The 18,207-nt window shown below is 67.2% G+C and carries 12 protein-coding genes; 6 read left to right on the forward strand and 6 right to left on the reverse strand.

Annotated features, from left to right (window positions below):
• Positions 1 to 62: 62 nt before the first annotated feature.
• The gene (locus EYF70_RS14755) at positions 63 to 962 is read right to left on the reverse strand and encodes a LytTR family DNA-binding domain-containing protein (protein ID WP_131146089.1); all 900 of its coding nucleotides are present in this window, start codon (positions 960 to 962) and stop codon (positions 63 to 65) included.
• A 163-nt stretch (positions 963 to 1,125) separates the two neighbouring features.
• On the opposite strand from EYF70_RS14755, the gene EYF70_RS14760 reads away from it, so the two are divergent.
• The gene (locus EYF70_RS14760; RefSeq protein WP_229420870.1) at positions 1,126 to 2,640 is read left to right on the forward strand and encodes a carboxylesterase/lipase family protein; all 1,515 of its coding nucleotides are present in this window, start codon (positions 1,126 to 1,128) and stop codon (positions 2,638 to 2,640) included.
• A 242-nt stretch (positions 2,641 to 2,882) separates the two neighbouring features.
• Here the strand turns inward: EYF70_RS14760 and EYF70_RS14765 are convergent, their stop codons facing one another.
• The 3 genes from EYF70_RS14765 to EYF70_RS14775 form a co-directional block, all read right to left on the reverse strand.
• The gene (locus tag EYF70_RS14765) at positions 2,883 to 3,449 is read right to left on the reverse strand and encodes a PEP-CTERM sorting domain-containing protein (RefSeq protein ID WP_131146091.1); all 567 of its coding nucleotides are present in this window, start codon (positions 3,447 to 3,449) and stop codon (positions 2,883 to 2,885) included.
• A 140-nt stretch (positions 3,450 to 3,589) separates the two neighbouring features.
• On the reverse strand, positions 3,590 to 4,216 hold the full coding sequence (locus tag EYF70_RS14770) for an SMI1/KNR4 family protein (RefSeq protein WP_131146092.1): 627 nt from the start codon (positions 4,214 to 4,216) through the stop codon (positions 3,590 to 3,592).
• 87 nt (positions 4,217 to 4,303) lie between these two features.
• Entirely contained in the window at positions 4,304 to 6,751 is a 2,448-nt protein-coding gene (locus EYF70_RS14775) for a glycoside hydrolase family 2 TIM barrel-domain containing protein (protein WP_131146093.1), read from the reverse strand.
• Between the two features lie 248 nt (positions 6,752 to 6,999).
• Here EYF70_RS14775 and EYF70_RS31365 point away from each other — a divergent pair, with 248 nt between their 5' ends.
• The 3 genes from EYF70_RS31365 (at position 7,000) to EYF70_RS14785 (ending at position 12,593) form a co-directional block, all read left to right on the forward strand.
• The gene (locus EYF70_RS31365; protein WP_218943788.1) at positions 7,000 to 7,851 is read left to right on the forward strand and encodes an alpha-glucosidase domain-containing protein; all 852 of its coding nucleotides are present in this window, start codon (positions 7,000 to 7,002) and stop codon (positions 7,849 to 7,851) included.
• Complete coding sequence (locus EYF70_RS31370) at positions 7,827 to 9,329, forward strand: glycoside hydrolase family 31 protein (RefSeq protein ID WP_229420916.1); 1,503 nt, start codon at positions 7,827 to 7,829, stop codon at positions 9,327 to 9,329. Before EYF70_RS31365 ends, EYF70_RS31370 begins: the two co-directional genes overlap by 25 nt.
• Before the next feature lie 240 nt (positions 9,330 to 9,569).
• Entirely contained in the window at positions 9,570 to 12,593 is a 3,024-nt protein-coding gene (locus EYF70_RS14785) for a TonB-dependent receptor (RefSeq protein ID WP_165497670.1), read from the forward strand.
• 100 nt (positions 12,594 to 12,693) lie between these two features.
• On the opposite strand, the gene EYF70_RS14790 is transcribed toward EYF70_RS14785, so the two are convergent.
• Positions 12,694 to 13,845: a matrixin family metalloprotease gene (locus EYF70_RS14790; protein ID WP_131146095.1), complete on the reverse strand. Its 1,152-nt coding sequence runs from the start codon at positions 13,843 to 13,845 to the stop codon at positions 12,694 to 12,696.
• A 377-nt stretch (positions 13,846 to 14,222) separates the two neighbouring features.
• Positions 14,223 to 15,020 carry an FRG domain-containing protein gene (locus tag EYF70_RS14795; RefSeq protein WP_131146096.1) on the reverse strand — a complete coding sequence of 266 codons (798 nt, stop codon included), beginning with the start codon at positions 15,018 to 15,020 and terminating at the stop codon, positions 14,223 to 14,225.
• A 292-nt stretch (positions 15,021 to 15,312) separates the two neighbouring features.
• On the opposite strand from EYF70_RS14795, the gene EYF70_RS14800 reads away from it, so the two are divergent.
• Together EYF70_RS14800 and EYF70_RS14805 are read left to right on the forward strand one after the other, a co-directional pair.
• The gene (locus EYF70_RS14800) at positions 15,313 to 16,842 is read left to right on the forward strand and encodes an MBOAT family O-acyltransferase (RefSeq protein WP_131146097.1); all 1,530 of its coding nucleotides are present in this window, start codon (positions 15,313 to 15,315) and stop codon (positions 16,840 to 16,842) included.
• Positions 16,843 to 16,855: 13 nt separating this feature from the next.
• Entirely contained in the window at positions 16,856 to 18,148 is a 1,293-nt protein-coding gene (locus EYF70_RS14805; protein WP_131146098.1) for a hypothetical protein, read from the forward strand.
• Positions 18,149 to 18,207: the final 59 nt, after the last annotated feature.

Below are 18,207 nucleotides of genomic sequence, written 5' to 3' on the forward strand. Positions count from 1 at the left end.
CGCTGGCGGAGCGTGCCGCCTGTGTGCACGGCCGCTTGCGCGGATCGGACATCGCCGCGACTTCAGCGTGGGACAGCGTCGCGGGCGCCCGGATCGTCGCGGGCCGCCAGACGCCGCGCCACTGCGCGGACGGCGGTGGCGTAGTTGCGGCTGGCGCGCAGCGTTACCCCATGCTGCAGATGCAGCAGCATATCGCTGTTGGGCAAGGCTTCGATCTTCCGGATGCGGTCCGTCGCGACGATCATGCTGCGGTGGACGCGCAGGAACCGGGTGCCATCGAGCCGCGCGCAGAAGCCGGAAATGGTGTCGCGCAGCAGATGTTGCTCGGCGCCGACGTGCAGCGCGACATAGTTGCCTTGCGCTTCGATCCAGTCCACCTCGCACAACGGCAGCGATAGCAGCTGGCCGCGCCGTTTTATTTCAACATGCGTCAATGCCAGCGTCGGCGCCGGCGTCCCCGTCGGCGCAGGCGTCCCCGTCGATGCCGGCAAGGCCGTTCGCTGCATCGTCACCTGGGCCAGCGCAGCGAGCGCGGCCAGCGCGAACATCAGCAGCGTGAAATTGCCCACCAGCTGGTCCCGGATTTCGTCCCACAACGGCAGCAACCGGCCGGCGAACACCCAGGCTGCGAGCAGGCACGAGACCAGCACCAGTGCCAGCGCCAACCCGGCGGCGCCGGCCGCATGGATCAGCAGATGGCGGCGGCGCCGCGGACCACGCAGTGGAAAACGTTCGACCAGCGTCTGCACCGCCGTGGTGACAGTAGTGCCCAGCAGGGCGGCGACCAGGATGCGGATCGCCTCGTGGGACCAGCTCAACGCCTGGCCGGCCTGGCTGGCTCGCAGGATGTTGCCCGGTTCGAGCACCAGCAGGAAGGCCAGCCAGTACAGCATGACCCAGGCGTGTACCCGCACCCGGGCGGGCCAGTGCGCCATGGGAGCGGGATTGGCGGAGGTCGTCATGCGCTGATTCTAGCAGCGATCGTGCGCCTGGCCACAATGGGATGAGCCGGTGCCGACAGTGACCAGCCGGTCTGGCCTTGCCGCCGCGGCCGGGCCACACTGGCCGCTGATCGATCGTTAAGGAGCGGGTATGTGGAGGGCGATTTGCAAAGGAAGCCTGGCGTTGCTGTTGTCGGGTGCGGGCTGGGCGCTGGCGGCGCCGGCGATGACGGCGCAGGGCGCGGTGGCTGGGCAGCGGCAGGCCGGCGTCGACGTGTATCGGGGCATTCCGTTCGCCCTGCCGCCACTGGGCGCGCTGCGCTGGCGGCCGCCGCAACCGGCGCCGGCATGGCGGGGCGTGCGCGAGGCCAGCAAGTTCGCGCCGGCGTGCATGCAGCAAGGCGTATCGATGCCGGGCGAGGCCGCTCCGTCCGTCAGCGAGGACTGCCTGTACCTGAATATATGGGCGCCGCCGCGCCGTGCCGGCCGGCGCCTGCCGGTGATCGTGTGGATCCACGGGGGCGGCTATACCAACGGTTCAGCGTCGATGCCGCTCTATCACGGCGACCGCCTGGCGAGCAAGGGCGTGCTGGTGGTAACCATCGCCTATCGTCTCGGCGCGCTGGGCTTCCTGGCGCATCCGGCGCTGAGCGCCGAATCGCCGCATCGGTCGTCGGGCAATTACGGCCTGATGGACCAGATTGCGGCGCTGGAATGGGTGCAGCGCAATATCGCGGCTTTCGGCGGCGACCCGCAGCGCGTGACCATCGCCGGACAGTCGGCCGGCGCGATGGCGGTCAGCGCGCTGCTGGTGTCGCCGCGCGCGAAGGGACTGTTCCAGCGCGCCATCGCGCAGAGCGGCGGGATCTTCGAACCGTTGCAACTGGCTCCCGGCTACATCCTGGCCAATGCCGAACGCGATGGTGCCAGCTATATGCACGCGCTTGGCGCCACCACGCTGGACGCGATGCGCAAGCTGCCGGCTGCGCGCCTGACCGACACCAATGCCGTCAGCCACCCGGTGATCGACGCGGATGTGCTGCCCCTGTCGCCTTATGACGGCTACGTGCAGGGGCGTAATCATGACGTGCCCTTGCTGATCGGTTCGAACAGCGAGGAGGCGCGCGCGCTGGTCGATGTGAGCGCCGTGCGCGCCGACCGGTTCGAGGCCGACATCGCGGCCAGCTTCGGCACCCTGCCCGCGGCGCTGCTGGCGGCCTACCCGCATGACACCGACGCGCAGGCACGCGATGCGCGTCTCGGCTTCGAACGCGACTTGCGGTTCGGCTGGGACATGTGGGCATGGGCACGGCTGGCGCAATCGGGCCGTAGTCCAGTTTATTACTACAGCTTCGAACAGCGGCCGCCCTTCCCCGCTGATTCGGTACATGCCGGCTGGGGCGCCAGCCACTTTGCCGAATTGTGGTTCATGTTCGACCACCTGGGACAGGCCCCCTGGAAGTGGCGCGACGCCGACCACGAGCTGGCCGCGGCGATGTCGGGCTACTGGGTACGTTTCGCCGCCACGGGCGACCCCAATGGCCAGGGATTGCCGCACTGGCCGGCATTTCGCGGCGTGGCCGGCCAGGTTCAGCGGCTGGGCGTCCCGATCGGCACCGGCCCGGTGCCGGCGCTCCAGCAACTGCAGGTCTTCGATGCCGTGTATGCCAAGGTCCGGGGCAGCGCGTTCGGAGACTGAACCTCCACGGTGCTCTCCCGGTAGCGCATCGGAGCACGCCGCGATTCTCGCGCGGCGTGCGTACGCGACCTTCCTTCCGGCGGCGGCGGGCGGCTACGGAAATGAGCCCGGGCCAGAGACCAGCATGCAGACCGGTGCAGGTTCCGGCACCGGCGGCGCGATACGCCCCGGCAGCATCTGGCCATTGACGACATCGAAACCAGGCCAGGCGCAGGGCGCTGACCGGCCAGCGTTACGGCGCTTCAGGCCGCCTGAGCCCGGCGCTTGCGGCTGGCGAACCCGACGGCAGCGAGCCCGGCGCCCAGCATCAGGTACGTGGCCGGCTCCGGCACGGCCGGTGCGAGCGTCCAGGTGCCCTGGTTGCCATACACAGCCGCCGATCGCAGCGGATTTTGCAGCAGCGCGATGTCACTCGCTTCATTCGGCGCGTGGCCGAGGAAATTTTCCGACAGCGACTGCAGGTTCTCGTTGTAAAGCCACGGTTCGGCCGTGTCGCTGGCATTGAAGAACCAGCCCGTGATATTCATCGCGGCATCGAAGGTGAAGCTGTTCATCAAGCCATTTCCCGCGGCGGAGCTGAGATGGATGGACCCGTAGCTGACATCCCAGCTCTTGAATTCGTACATGTGATATTCGGCACCCGGCGAGTTCTCGAAGTCGAATTCGAAATGCGCGACGATCCGGGACGGCGCGTCGCCGATGTAATCGTGGGTGGCGAGATTGCCGGTGTACGTGTAGATGCCGGCCTGGGCGGAGCCGAGTGTGGCCACCGCGAGCGCGGCAGCCAGGGCAAACTGATGAAGTTTCATATCGACCTTAAAAATTGACGAGCCTCAAGCTTATTCGTTGGCATTTTTTTAATCAATTTTTTGGTGCCGCATGATGTCGGCTCACCCCCGAATGTTGTTTATTCGCCATTCCCATGGCCATGCACTCCATCGCCGAGGCGTCACCGCCAGTCCACCACCTGGTCGCTTCCCCGCGTCGTGAAGTATGGCGTGTGGCCAAACACCCCGGCCTGCAGATCGGCGTATTCGTCGCCGTCGACCGTGATGTCCGAGCTGTCCCCGTCGAAAACTTTCCAGCCGGCCTTCACCACCTGTGTCAAGCCTGCGAAATAATCGGCCAGCGAGCCGGCGATACGGTTGATGCCCACGCAGTGGGTCATTTCGTACACGGCGCCATAGGTGGGCGACGCGGCGATGCAATTGACCAGTACCCAGGACCCGGCGCCGTCGGCCAGGATCGGCACGAAACCCAGAGGCCAGTAGTCGGGATTCTCATCGCCGACGATATCGGCGATTTCCACGTAGTCCTCGATGCTCCGATCGGTGGACAGTGGGAACATGCCCCAGGCCAGTTCCGGCTCGAACAGGTCGAGGTCGGAATCGGCATCCCAGCCGTTGATTTTCGTGAAATAGGTTTTCAGGTCGTCCGGAACGGTGATCTGTTCCAGCGCGTTCATCGCATCGATCCAGCCGGCATCGGGCGCCGGGCCCAGTGCCTTGGGAATCAGGGAACCGGCCGCTTCGATGGCGGCCAGGTAGTCGTAGAGGATGTTTTCCAGGTTTTTCATGTAGGGATATGTGGCAAATAAAACAAGCCGCATTGTAGCGCAGGCATTGCGCCAACATGGGGCGCTCCCCGCCCGCCTCTCCTACCCCTACAGGCTGGCCGCGTCGATCCGCACGCGCTGCACCGGCAAGCCTTCGCCGGCGAATTCCACTTCGATCGGCCCCGCGTCCATGCCGGCGCGCACCACCGCCACGAGCCGGCCATGGAACGTGGCCCGTTCGCCGGACTGCAGGCTCGATGCATCCATCGGGTTGCCATTGCCGGCGCCGGCCAGCGTGCCGGCGCCCTTGACGGTGACCCTGAACTGGCGGTCGCCGTCGCGCGCATAGACCGGCACGCCGTTCGCGTCGACCAGCTCGGCGCTCACGTAAGCCAGGTCTTCGCCGTTCGCCCGTACCTGCCGGCGATCCACGGTCAGTTTCACCGCGGCCGGTGCGCCGGCCGTGCGCAGTTCCCACTGGTCCGCCGCCTTGCCGTCGCGGTAGCCGACGGCGACCAGGCGCCCCGCCTGGTACGGCACCGAGTAGGACACCTGGTATTCGGTCTGGCGCCCCGCCGCCTTGCGCCCCAGGCTGCGGCCATTCAGGAACAGCTCCACTTCCGGATGCTCGGCATACACCACCACCTTGAGCGGCCTGCCTTCCTGGCCTGTCCAGGTCCAGCTCGGGTGCAGGTCGTGCAGCGACCAGTCCAGCTCGGGGTGCTCCTTGAAGTACTGGCGGTCCGGCAGGTCTTCCGTGCCGGCCGGCTGTTCGACGAACGCCACCACCGGATCGATGCCGGATTGCCACAGCACCTGGCGATAGTAGGCCGCCGGGCGCTTGCGGCCCGTCGCGTCGATCTCGCCGCAGTACGCCAGGTGCCACGGGTACTTGCCGAGCTCCTTCCAGTCCTTCGAATAGCCCATCCAGCCGATGCCGGTCTCGCCGAGGTAGTCGACGGACGTCCAGACGAAGTCGCCGATCACCCACGGCATCCGGCCCACCGGGTCCCAGTAGCGGAACGCATCCTTCGACGTCGATTCGGAGGTGTACATGACCCGTTCCGGATGCGTGGCGTGGTCGCTGCCGAACAGGTGGACCCGGTAGTTGTAGCCGGCCACGTCAAGTTCCGCGAACTGCACCGCGTTGCCCGGGCTGTCCACGTTCACGCCCTGCGTGACGGGGCGCGTGGCATCGAGCGTGCGGATGCGCGCCGCCAGCTCCCGCGCCGTCTTCGCGCCTTCCGGCGTGGCCTGCTCGGGAATCTCGTTCCCCACGCTCCAGAAGATCACGCTGGGGTGGTTGCGGCCGCTGACCACCATGCTGTCGATGTCGCGCCGCCAGTTCTCCTCGAAGAAGCGCGAGTAATCGGCATCGCGCTTCGGCTTGCGCCACATGTCGAAGGCTTCGTCGATGACCAGCATGCCCAGTTCGTCGGCCGCTTCCAGCGTGGCCTGGCTGGCCGGATTGTGCGCGCTGCGGATCGCGTTGTAGCCGGCATCCTTCATCAGCGCCACCTTGCGCCGGTCCGCGTCCGGTGCGCCGGCGGCGCCCAGCATGTAGTTGTCGTGGTGGATGTTCCCGCCCTTCAGCAGGTACTGCTTCCCGTTGATGCGCAGGCCGTGCCGCGCATCCACCGTCACCGTGCGGATGCCGAAGCGCGTGCGCCGGGTGTCGCGCAGCACGCCGCCGACCCGCACTTCCTGCACCAGCGTGTACAGGTTCGGCGCGTCGGGCGACCACAGTTTGGGATTGGCGATGGCGAAGCGGTGCGCCAGGTCGGCCTTGCCGCGCGCGGGTACCGTCATCGCCCGGCGCTCCCGGGCCACGGTGCTGCCGTCGCCCGCCACCACGGTCGACAGCACCTCGACCTTCGCGGCGGCAGCCGAACGGTTGCTGACGGAAGCCCGCACGTCGACCTCGCCCTGGTCGCTCGAGGCGCTGCGGGTGCTGGCGAACACGCTGTCCGGCGCCACGTGTACGGGGTCCAGCAAGTCCAGCGTCACGGGCCGGATCAGCCCCGAGCCCGCATACCAGCGCGACGAGGGATCGGCGTGGTTGACGCGTACCGTGATGACGTTGTCGCCCGCCTTCGCCTTGCCCGTCAGGTCCAGCGTGAACGCCGTGTAGCCATAGCGGTGCCGGCCCACGTGCTCGCCGTTGAACCAGATGTCGGCATCCATGTAGACCGCTTCGAAGTTCAGGCGCAGCACGCGCGCGGCATCGCCGGCGTCCAGCGCCAGGTGCCGGCGGTACCAGCCCTGCCCACCCGGCAGGTAGCCGGAATCCTGCCCGCCGACCGCCTTCGGATCGAACGGCGGCGTGCCATCGGGCTTGTCCATGATGGCGAAATCATGCGGCACCGCGACCTTGCGCCAGCCGGCATCGTCGAACGCCGGCTGCTCCGCCCCCCGCGCTTCGCCCTTCTGGAACAGCCAGTCCTGCGCAAGGCTGCGCCGTTCGGCGGCGGCGTGGCCGGACAGCAGCGCCAGCAAGAGGGGAAACGACACGGCAATGGCCAGTGGCAGGCGCGGCGTCTTCAGGAGTGGATGCATGCGGGCGGGTCCTCGTAATCCGATAAAAATTCGGCGATAAAAATCCGGCAATCGTAGCAGAGCGCCAACATGCCCAGGTATTCCGTTTTGCAAGGGAAGAATATCGAGTTGGCATAGCGTTGCGTTGCCGGCGCAGGCGCTCCCTGTTCTCGTCAAGTTCGTGATTATTCGGCCGGCGGCCCATTGCCCTGCTCCCGGCTCACTGCGGATACTGTTCAATGATTGCGATAACAACACAGGAGACGAGAATGCATGATCGAGTTCGGCCGATGGCCAGGCTGGCGCTCGCGCTGGCCATCGCTGTTACGCTGCCGGCACCGGCGGCACTCGCGGCGGCGGCGCCAGGCAAGGCCGTGGAATCGGCCCGGCAGACGCCGCATGGCCTGCTGGTCACGCTCGCCGGGGCAACGCTGCGCATCGAGCCCTGCAGCGCGCGCATCATCCACATCCGTGCTGGTGCCGACCCCGCGTGGCAAGGCAACTACAATCCCGCCGTGATCGCCCGGCCGCAGCGCGTCGACTGGAAGATCGCCGAGTCGGCCGAGTTCCATGCACTGTCTACCCCGGCACTCCAGGTCCGCGTGGACAAGGCCACCGGTGCCGTGAGTTTCCACGATCCGAAGGGTGAACCGATCCTGCATGAACTGCCCGGTAGCCGCCGGATCGCGCCGGGCGCGCAGGTTGGCCAGGGATTTGCCCTGCAGGGCCCCGTATTCGGACTGGGCCAGCACCTGAACGGCCTGTTCGATTACACCGGCAACACCGTCCACCTGCAGCAGGCCAACCGCGATGTCGCGGTGCCGATGCTGGTATCGCCGAAGGGCTACGGGCTGTTGTGGAACAACGCCTCGATCACGGACGTGGACGCCGGCCTGCCGGCAACGCCGCACCACCCGCTGGAATTTCGCTCCGGGGCGGGCGGCGGGGTCGACTACCATTTCATCCACGGCCCCGAGATCGACGACATCGTGGCCGGCTACCGGGAGCTGACCGGCCGCGCGCCGATGATGGCGCGCTGGACCTGGGGCTGTGGCAGTCGAAGGAGCGCTACAAGGACCAGGCCGAGCTGCTCGGCATCGCGGCGCGCTACCGGTCGATGAACGTGCCGCTCGACGCGGTGGTGCAGGACTGGCAATACTGGCTGCCGGGCCAATGGGGCTCGCACGAGGTGGACGCCGCACGCTTCCCCGATCCCAAGCGCATGCTGGACACGCTGCACGCCCAGAACGTGCATGCCATCGTATCGGTATGGCCCCGCTTCGATCCGGGCACGGGCAATGCGGCGGAGCTGGAACGGGCCGGCGCGCTGTTCCCGAAAACCTACGACAACGTCTACCCCGCCGGGCAGGGCCGCTGGTACGACGCCTACGCGCCGGCCGGCCGCAAGACCTACTGGGACCAGATCGGCCGCACGCTGGGCCGGCATGGCTGGGACGGCTGGTGGCTGGATGGCAGCGAGGCCGAACTGGGCGGGAACTGGGGCGAGCTGCGCGAGGTGCGCACGGCGGCCGGGCCCGGCGCCGAAGTGCTCAATGCGTATCCGCTGCTCCACACGACCGGGGTCTACGAGGGATCGCGCAAGGATGCCCCGGGAAAGCGCCCGTTCATCCTCACGCGCTCGGCCTATAGCGGCCAGCAGCGCAACGCCGCCATCACATGGTCCGGCGACACCGCCGCCACCTGGGACGTCTTCCGTGCCCACATCCCGGCGGCGCTGAACTTCACGCTCAGCGGCATACCCTACTGGTCGGCCGACATCGGCGGCTTCTTCGGCGGCAAACCCACCGATCCCGAATACGCGGAGCTGTACACGCGGTGGTACCAGTTCGGCGCGTTCAACCCCATGTTCCGCGTGCATGGCACCGGGGCCGGCAAGGAGATCTGGCAGTTCGACGAGGCCACCCAGAAAATCCTGCGCAGGTACACGGAGCTGCGCTACCGCCTGCTGCCCTACATCTATTCCGCGTCGGCCGACGTGACGAACCGGCACGGCACGATGATGCGTGCCCTGATGATGGATTTTCGCGCGGACCGGCAGGCGCTGACGGTGCCGGACCAGTACATGTTCGGCAAGGCCATCATGGTGGCGCCGGTCACGCAAGCCAGGGCGGACGTGCGCACCGTATACCTGCCGGGCAGCGGCGCGTGGTTCGACTTCTGGAGCGGCCAGCGCCACGAGGCGGGCAAGGTGATCGCGGCAAGGGCCGATATCGCCACGCTTCCGCTGTTCGTGCGCGGCGGCAGCATCCTGCCGCTCGGCCCTGTCGTGCAGCATGCCGGCCAGAAGAGCTCCGAGCCGATCGAAGTGCGCGTCTATCCCGGCGCGGACGGCAGCTATGAACTTTACGACGACGCCGGGGACGGCCACGGTTACCTGCGCGGCGAATCGGCCACCCGCCGCTTCACGTGGCGGCAGGCCGGCGGGCGGCTGACGATCGGGCCATGGCAAGGCAGCTTCCCCGGCCTGGCGGCGCGGCAGGCATTCCTGGTCCGGTGCGGTGCAATCGCTGGCGATGCGGGCGTCAGGGTAGTGGCGGACACTGTCGCCGTCAGCGTGACGCTGCCCGAGTGCCGCTGAGGGCTGGCACAAAAAACGCCTCCCTAGCACCTGGCGCGGCCATCCAGGTATTCCATTTTTTGCCGGAGGAATACCTGTTTGGCATACCGTGGCTTTTTTCACTCTTGCCGCCGCGCCCAATCATCAACTCCATGATTATTTGCCTGTTTGCTAATTTGTGCCGCCCCTTCCTTTCATAAGATGCGCCTGTTCGCAACATGGCGACGACAAGAACGCGACATCGAAAGCACAAGGAGAGACATGCAACTTCATCGCAAGAACAGCGGCACCCGGCTGACCGCGCTGGCACTGGCCGCCGCCGCGCTGGCATCTTCCGCCGCGGCCCAGCAGGCGCCCGCCGCCGGCACCGCCAATACCGCCAGCACGGCCAATGCCAGCGGGGCGACCGGTGCCACCGAACCGGCCAACGTGGTCACCGTCACGGGCTTCCGGGCCAGCCTGGACAGCGCGCTGAACGCCAAGAAGAATTCCGACGGTATCCTGGACGTGATCAAGGCCGAGGACATCGCCAAGTTCCCCGATGCCAACCTGGCCGAATCGCTGCAGCGTGTCCCCGGCGTGTCGCTGGCGCGCGGCGAAGGCGGCGAAGGCCGGCAGATCACCGTGCGCGGCCTGAACGCCGGTTTTACAAGGGTGCGCATCAACGGCATCGAAGGCATGTCGATGACGGGCGCCTCGGACATCAACGGCAATTCCAACCGGGGCCGCGGCTTCGACTTCTCCGTGTTCGCCTCCGAGCTGTTCAACAGCCTGGAAGTGCGCAAGACATCCGAAGCGGCCATCGAGGAAGGTTCGCTGGGCGCCACCGTCGACCTGCGCACCGGCCGCCCGTTCGATTTCAAGGGCCGCACCATCAGCTTCGGCGTGCAGGAAAGCTGGAACTCCGTGTCGCGCAAGACCCAGCCGCGCTTCACCGGCCTGCTGTCGGACCGCTGGGATACCCGCTTCGGCAAGTTCGGCGCGCTGGTCTCGGCGGCCCACTCGAAGCGCCGCGCCGTCGAGGAAGGCTACGAGGCGGTGGACCTGTACCCGGCCAGCTACGACGGCGGCTTCTGCTCGCCGGCCGGCACGGCGCCGCAGGTGCCCGGCAACGACGCCGTCAAGGGCGTGGATGCCGCCAATTGCGGCTTCGGCGTGCCCCGTACCAGCAACCCGGCCGAGTATGCCGAGGTGATGGGCCGTACCGACAACTTCGGCGGCACGGTCGCCGCCCCGCTGGCCGGCTCGGGCGCCTTCGCGCCGCGCATCCCCCGCTACCGCCGCTCGCAGACCGACTACGAGCGCACCGGCATCACCAGCTCCTTCCAGTGGCGGCCGGCGCCGGGCACCGACATCAACCTGGACCTGATGTACGGGAAGTTCAGCAACACCCGCTACGACAACTACATCGGCGCGATCTCGTTCGGCCGCAGCCTGGCCGCGGCCAACGGCAAGCCGCAGACCTCGATCCTGGAAGCGGAATTCGACGACAAGGGCAGCTGGACCTACGGCCGCTTCAACGGCGTGGACGTGCGCACCGAGGGCTTGATGGATGTGTACGAGACGAAGTTCCGCCAGAACGTGCTGTCGGCCAGCCACCGCATCAGCGATACGCTGAAGGTCGACGTCCTGCACGGCATGTCGAACACGAACCTGGACAACCCGATGCGCGCCACCGTCATGTTCGACGCGCCCAACGTAAACGGCTTCTCGTTCGACTTCCGCCAGAACCGTAACGTGCCGACGCTGAACTACGGCATCGACGTGGCCGATCCGAACAGCTTCACCTTCGCCCGCACGGAGCCGAACGGCACGTGGCACGGCCAGTTCTTCGGCCGCTACCTGCAGTCCGACAACAAGCTGAAGACCACCGCCGTGAACCTGGCATGGGACGCCAGCGAGCGGCTGACGCTGCGCACCGGCCTGTCCGCCCGCAAGAACGCGTATGGCCTGTACGAAGTCGGCAACGGCTCGGACGGCGGCCTGGCCCTGCCGGCCGGCGTGGGCATGAACGACATCTCGCGCCAGATCGCCGGCTTCGGCCGCGGCCTTGGCGGCACCGGCGTGCCGTCGTCGTGGGCGGCGGTGGACCTGGACAAGCTGCTGGCCGTGCACAATATCGAGTGCCACTGCGCCGAGGTACCGGGCTCGCTGTTCAATACGGCCACGCCGGGCGTGACGCGCATCACCGAGGACATCGACGCGGCCTACGGCATGGTGGACTTCAACTACGACCTGTGGGGCATCGGCTGGCGCGGCAATGCCGGCGTGCGCGGCGTGGACACCAAGTCCACCTCGATGACCTTGCAGACGATCGGCGGCAAGCTGCAGCCCATCACGGTGGTGAAGAAGTACCGCGACTGGCTGCCGGCGCTGAACCTGACGGCGCAATTGCCGAAGGACGTGTTCCTGCGCTTCTCGGCCGGCAAGACCCTGGCCCGCCCGGAATACGGCGACCTGCGCCCGACGGCCAGCGTGAACCACCAGTTCCAGACTGTCAGCGTGGGCAATGCGCAGCTGGACCCGATCCGCGCCCGCACGTACGACCTGCAGGCCGAGTGGTACTACGACAGGAACGCGATGATCTCCCTGGGTTTCTTCCGCAAGGAGATCAAGTCGTTCATCCAGAACGTGCAGCAGCGCGAAGTGTATTCGGCGCTGGGCCTGCCGAATGAATTGCTGACCGAAGGCGGCTGCTCGATCACCGGCGGCCTGCCGGCCTGCGTCGTCCAGCCCGACAGCACCGTGGTGGTGAACCGCAAGTTCAACACGCCGGGCGGCCCGCTCAACGGCCTGGAGTTCAACCTGCAGGCGCCGTTCAACTTCCTGCCCGGCATCGGCAAGAACTTCGGCCTGCTGGCCAACTACACGCGCGTGAAGTCGAAGATCAACTACATCGTGCGGCCGGATAACCCGGCGACGGCGGCCAGCGAATTCATCGGCGATACCGCCGACTTCACCGGCCTGTCGCCGCGCGCGCACAACATCACGCTGTACTACGACGATCCGAAGTTCAGCGCCCGCGTGTCGGCGGCGCACCGCTCCAGCTACATCCAGGCGGTGCTGGGCGACATCAACGGCCACGACTACACGCGCGTCAACGGCATGACGAACATCGACTTCAGCCTGTCGTACAACGTAACGCCGAACCTGCGCCTGTCCATCGAAGGCCAGAACCTGACGGACGAAGCGCTGCGCTACGGCCGCGATTCGGTGCGCAACGATACGCTGCTGTACGTGCATTCCGGGCGTTCGTTCGTGCTGGGGGCGAACTACAAGTTCTAGGCCATGGCTTGAAACTTCGCGGGTGCGTCGGCGTGAGATGCCTGGTGCCGAACCGCTGCGGCGGCCCGTACCGCGCTGCCGCCGACGCTCCGCCCCGCAATCACCACATCATCACGGCGGTCTGCCCCTGCCGTTCGCTGTGATACAGCCGCACACGCAGCGCGTATTCGCGTCCCTTCACCAGCTTGAGCCGGAACGCGGCGTTGGTGTCCTCACCGCTGTCGTCGTCCCCGGTCAGGTAGCGGAATTCGCCGTTGTCGTTCTCGAACAGCACCATCACGGAATCGGATGTGCCGAAGGTCCGGAATTCATACCGGCGCGTTTCTTCGGGGCGCACACGGAAGCTGCGCTGCTCGCCGGGCGTCAGCTCCAGCAGCACGGATTGGGCTGGCTTGAGCTGCACGGTGTTGTCGACCTGCGGCGGATACAGCGCCTTCACCCAACTGATATCCCGTGCCGACAGTCCCCCTGCCGGCTGCAGCCCCTCGTCGAAATAGCGCACCGGTTCCTTGATCATCCCTTTCGCGAAGGGGTAATGCATGACCGAGTCCGGATCCCACGTGGAGCCTTCGACCTCGTTCGGATCGAGCTTGCGGATGATGTTCCAGAAGGTCGTTTCGCGGGGCCAACTGTTGGGCGGCTCGGCGAGCGCGGCGTACACGGCTTCCTCGTCCCAGACGATGCCTGCTTTCGGATTCTGGTGTTCGTGCGGGAAACCCAGCGAGTGGCCGATCTCGTGCACCGCGGTGTCGATCTCGCCGGACCGGGTCAGGTCCCAGCCGAAATTCATCGTCCGTTCATTCGGCCCGTGCTCAAGAATATCGCGGCCCAGGTACGACCATGCGCCGTCGCCGCGCATGAAGCCGATGCGGATTTCCGCTTCTTCGCGGGTGGCCACCTCTTCGAATTTCAGTCCGATGTCCACGCTGCTCCAGACCTCGAAGGCATCGCGCACGACGGCGCGCTGCTCTTCTTCGCCCACCCAGCTGCGCAACTGCGTGGTGCCATCGGAAAACAGCACTTTTTCCCCATCTGTCGGGCGGTCGAAGAAGTAGTAGTGCAGCGTGGTGCCGCTGACCCATTTGCTGCTGAAAGTATTGATCAGGCCTTCCCGCTGCGCAGTCACGGCGGGCGAGAACACCCGGCGCGGCCGCGGCCGCATCGCGCAGTAATGCGGCTTCCCTCCTTCGGCGGCAACTTTTTCGTCCGACGACTCATGTCGGGTTGGAACGGTATCGTATTTCTCTGACATGACTACCCCTGCTATTGGACGCGTCCGTACAGGCGTGCATCCCGGCCTCGCCGGCGCACGTCCCCCGGGAGCGACGCAGGCCCGGGCGTGAAATACGCGGAATGTGCCGCGCCTGGCGGCGTGAGGAGTGACAGGCATCGCCCGGCTTTGCCGGGTGTGGCGGCGCTGCGCATGAGCATGAGCATGCGCGCGGCCTTGTAAGTAGCAGGAAGTCAGAACGAGTCTACGCTTGCGCCACGCAATCGCATTACTTTCTTTTGACTAGTGGCTTAAGTACCACGCGTGCGAGCAACCGTTGGCAAGGAGGCGTTGCCCCGATACGAAGGCCCCAGCCTCCCTGTCCGATGAAGATAGTCGCTCCATCGGTCCCTCCTTCATCAAGGATCGCCGTACGTGCCGCTCCCCTTCATCCCCGGCCACTCCATCTCCAGCTCCATGCCGATCGACTTCGCCAGTCCGTCCAGGTCGGGGAACAGCGTGGCGCTGGTGATGTTCATCCGGTACAGCGCCTTCATCGCTTCTTCGCGCATGCCGATCGGCAGCGCGATCTTCTTCAGCAGCGTGCCGCTGTCGGCATAGTGGCGCAGGATTTCGTCGAGCGGCTTGTCCAGCATGCCCGGCACCACCAGCGTGCCCGATTGCGCCACCAGGCGGCGGTCCATCTCGGTCGGCTCGCCGGTCCAGATGATGGCGTTGGTGTTCGGCAGGAACAGCCTGGCGAAATTGCCAGACAGCCGCGGGTCGATGGCATTGCGGTCCATCGCCGGCTGGCCGCGTGGGGCGGCGCTCCACAGGCGTGGCGTATCCAGCGCATACACCGCGGCGTTGCTGGTGGCGCGCTCGAGCGCGAAGAACGCGGCCACGAATGGCGACTTGGTGAAATCGAGCAGCCGCGTGGGCGCGCCGTGGTGCTGCATCAGCGCCAGGCAGCGCAGCGTGTTGTCCAGCACGGCCGGATTGTCGAGGTAGTTGTGGGCCTTGCGGCGGAAGATGCGGATCGCCCGCTCCTCCCGCAGCCGCCAGCTGGACTGGTCGGGCACGTAGGCCTCGAGATAGCGCGACAGCGAAGTCAGCAGGGGCCAGCGCGCATCCTGCTGGCCGCGGAAGGCCCAGCCATCGAGCTGCGCGCCGAGCGCGACGAATTCATTCCAGGTGGCGACGGTGATTTCTTCCATGGCGGCTCGCGGACAAGAGGACCCGGCGAGTGTAGCGCAGCTCCGGCCACGGGCGCGGACCGCAGCCGGTCCCAGCGCGCACGGACCCGAGCCGTCGCGGGCCGAATCGCCGGCCGTATCGCGCGCCGAATCCCGCGCCATTACGCCCCTGTCGTTCGTCCCGTGCGCTATCACGCTCTTTCGTTCGTCTCGCGCAGGCGACGGTCTTGCAAAATATGAATAGTTATCCGCAATTAATAAGTTGTCGAAGCTATAATTCCGGAGCGTTTCCGCCCATCCGAGGTAGCGATCGATGCTGTTCAATTCCCATGCATTCCTGTTCGGTTTCCTGCCCGTGGTCCTGCTGGCCTATTTCGCCGCGGCGCGGCGTGGCCGCGAGTACGGCAACCTGGTGCTGGCGCTGGCGTCGCTGTTCTTCTACGCGTGGTGGGACCTGCGCTACCTGCCCCTGTTGCTGGCCTCGATCGTGGGCAACTACGCCTGTTCGCTGCAGATCCGCGCGGCGCATGGCGCGGCGCGGCAGCGCTGGCTGGTGGCGGCGCTGGCCGGCAACCTCGCGCTGCTGGGCTGGTACAAGTACGCCGGCTTCCTGGCCGGCAGCGTGGCGCAGGCAACCGGCTGGGACATGCCGGCACTGAAGATCGTGCTGCCCATCGGGATCTCGTTCTTCACGTTCACGCAGATCGCCTTCCTGGTCGATACCGCGCGCGGCCACGTCAGCGAAAGCCGCTTCCTGCACTACCTGCTGTTCGTCACCTACTTCCCGCACCTGATCGCCGGCCCGGTGCTGCACCATGGCGAGATGATGCCGCAGTTCGCCGACGACAGGAACCGCTGGCCGCGCGCCGCCAATTTCGCCGTGGGAGCGACGATCTTCTTCATCGGCCTGGGCAAGAAAGTCCTTATCGCCGACAGCCTGGCGCCATATGCGAACGTGCTGTTCGCCGAACCGCACGACGTGTCGCTGCTGGTGGCCTGGGGCGGCGTGCTGGCCTATGCCTTCCAGCTGTACTTCGATTTCTCCGGCTATTCCGACATGGCAATCGGCCTTTCCCGGCTGTTCGGCGTGCAGCTGCCGCTGAACTTCGCCTCGCCGTACAAGGCCACCTCGATCATGGAATTCTGGCGGCGCTGGCACATGACGCTGTCGCGCTTCCTGCGCGACTACCTGTACATCCCGCTGGGCGGCAACCGCCGGGGGCCGGCGCGCCGCTCGGCCAACCTGATGGCGACCATGCTGCTGGGCGGTCTGTGGCACGGCGCCGGCTGGAACTTCGTCATCTGGGGCGGGCTGCACGGCCTGTACCTGGTGATTGGCCAGGCCTGGCGCGCCCTGGCCCAGCGCATGGGCTGGCGCGGCGGCACGGCCGGCGCCCTGGCCGGCTGGGCGCTGACCTTCGCCGCGGTGTGCGTGGCCTGGGTGTTCTTCCGCGCACCGGACCTGGACACGGCGCTGGCGATCCTGTCCGGCATGTTTGGCGCGCACGGCGTGCAGCTGCCGGCCACCCTCGGCGCCCATCTTGGCGGCCTGAAGTCCGCGCTCGACGCCGCCGGCATCGGCTGGTACCAGGGCGGTACGTCGCGCTTCATTGAAACCTGGGGCTGGGTCGCGGCCGCAAGCGCCATCGCGTTCGCGCTGCCGAACACGCAGCAGATCATGCACCGCTTCGCTCCCGCGCTCGACGCGGCCGGCGGCATGGCGACCGCCACGCGGCTGGCCTGGCGCCCGGCACGCCGCCATGCGGTGCTGGTCGGCACGTTGGCCGTGCTGGGCCTGCTGTCGCTGAACCGCCCCACCGATTTCCTGTATTTCCAGTTCTGACCCGAGTTGCCACATGAGCGCCGACCCGAACCCTTATCGCCACTACCTCCGCTGGATTCTGGGCACGGTCGCCGGCGCCAGCGCCGCGGTGGCCGGCTTCGTGCTGCTGGTCGATCCCTACGGCCTGTATGCGCTGGCCGACATCCCGGGCTTCAACCGCGTGAAGCCGCCGGTGGAACGCTACCGCAACGAGATCCGCCTGGCGCGCGCCGAGCGCTTCCGGCCCGAGATCGTCATCGCCGGCAACTCGCGCATGGAAGTGGGCGTCGACCCGGACGGCCCGCACCTGGCCGACCGGAACGCGTTCAACCTGGCCCTGGCCGGCACCAGCACGGCGCTGGCCGTCGACCAGGTTCGCTACCTGGCCCGGGGCGGCCATCCGCCGCGCCACGTGATCGCCGGCATGGAGTTCGTCGATGCGCTGACCAACCAGCCCCTGCCGCCCGGGACGGTGGCGCCGGTGCAGCCGGAGCCACCGTCCGGCTGGCGCGCGCACGCATGGCGCGCCGATACGCTGTATTCGTTCGCGTCGCTGAAGGATGCCCTGGTCACCGTGGCGATCCAGCGCCAGCCCCAGGCCGCAATGGCCACGCTGCGCGGCCACAATCCGCTGCTGCAGTATCACCAGGCGGCCGCCACGGAAGGCTATGCCGCGCTGTTCAGCCAGCGGGCCGCCGAGAACACGCGCAAGCTGGCCGCCGCGGCCGCCGGCGGCCTGCATGTCCCGGCCGTGCGCGCCCAGGCCGCCGCGCTGATCGACACCGCGGCGGGCGCCGACCCCGAGGTCGCCATCGATCTCGTCATCTATCCTTACCATGCGCAGCTGATGGCACTGTTCGAGCAGGCCAAGCTGTGGCCCCGCTTCGAGGCATGGAAGGCGATCCTCGTCGAAGAAGCCGAGGCCGGCCGGCGGCGCCATCCGGCCGCCCGCATCGCGGTGCATGACTTCTCCGGCTACGGCGCGATCCAGTGCGAGCCCGTCCCGGCACCGGGCAGCACGGCGCGCACGCGCTGGTATTGGGAAGCGGGCCACTTCAAGCCGGCCCTCGGCGACGTGATGGTGGCGCGCGTGCTGGGCCGGGTGGACCGGCGCGCGCCGGCGGAATTCGGCTTCCGGCTCGACCGCGGCACGCTGGACGCGAACCGCGACCGCATCGCCGCCGAGCGCGCCGGCTGCCTGGCCCGTCAGGCCGCGCTGTTCGATGGCGTGGCACGCGACGTCGAACGCGAGCTCGGACGACGCTCCGCCTCCTCCGCGCCGCAGCGGCGCCAAGCCGCGCTCGGCACCGCCCCGACGGTCGAATAACGCCCAAGAATCATCAAGCTGGCCTGACCAGTCGTTGCGAAAATGCCTCACTGGTCTGA

The sequence above is a fragment of the Pseudoduganella albidiflava genome (assembly GCF_004322755.1).
Classification (GTDB): domain Bacteria; phylum Pseudomonadota; class Gammaproteobacteria; order Burkholderiales; family Burkholderiaceae_D; genus Rugamonas; species Rugamonas albidiflava.

Bases quoted from the DNA above. Each gene is read 5' to 3' on its own strand.
- EYF70_RS14755 (WP_131146089.1), bottom strand. From the start codon at position 962: ATGACGACCTCCGCCAATCCCGCTCCCATGGCGCACTGGCCCGCCCGG.
- EYF70_RS14765 (WP_131146091.1), bottom strand. From the start codon at position 3,449: ATGAAACTTCATCAGTTTGCCCTGGCTGCCGCGCTCGCGGTGGCCACA.
- EYF70_RS14770 (WP_131146092.1), bottom strand. From the start codon at position 4,216: ATGAAAAACCTGGAAAACATCCTCTACGACTACCTGGCCGCCATCGAA.
- EYF70_RS14775 (WP_131146093.1), bottom strand. From the start codon at position 6,751: ATGCATCCACTCCTGAAGACGCCGCGCCTGCCACTGGCCATTGCCGTG.
- EYF70_RS31365 (WP_218943788.1), top strand. From the start codon at position 7,000: ATGCATGATCGAGTTCGGCCGATGGCCAGGCTGGCGCTCGCGCTGGCC.
- EYF70_RS14785 (WP_165497670.1), top strand. From the start codon at position 9,570: ATGCAACTTCATCGCAAGAACAGCGGCACCCGGCTGACCGCGCTGGCA.
- EYF70_RS14790 (WP_131146095.1), bottom strand. From the start codon at position 13,845: ATGTCAGAGAAATACGATACCGTTCCAACCCGACATGAGTCGTCGGAC.
- EYF70_RS14795 (WP_131146096.1), bottom strand. From the start codon at position 15,020: ATGGAAGAAATCACCGTCGCCACCTGGAATGAATTCGTCGCGCTCGGC.
- EYF70_RS14800 (WP_131146097.1), top strand. From the start codon at position 15,313: ATGCTGTTCAATTCCCATGCATTCCTGTTCGGTTTCCTGCCCGTGGTC.
- EYF70_RS14805 (WP_131146098.1), top strand. From the start codon at position 16,856: ATGAGCGCCGACCCGAACCCTTATCGCCACTACCTCCGCTGGATTCTG.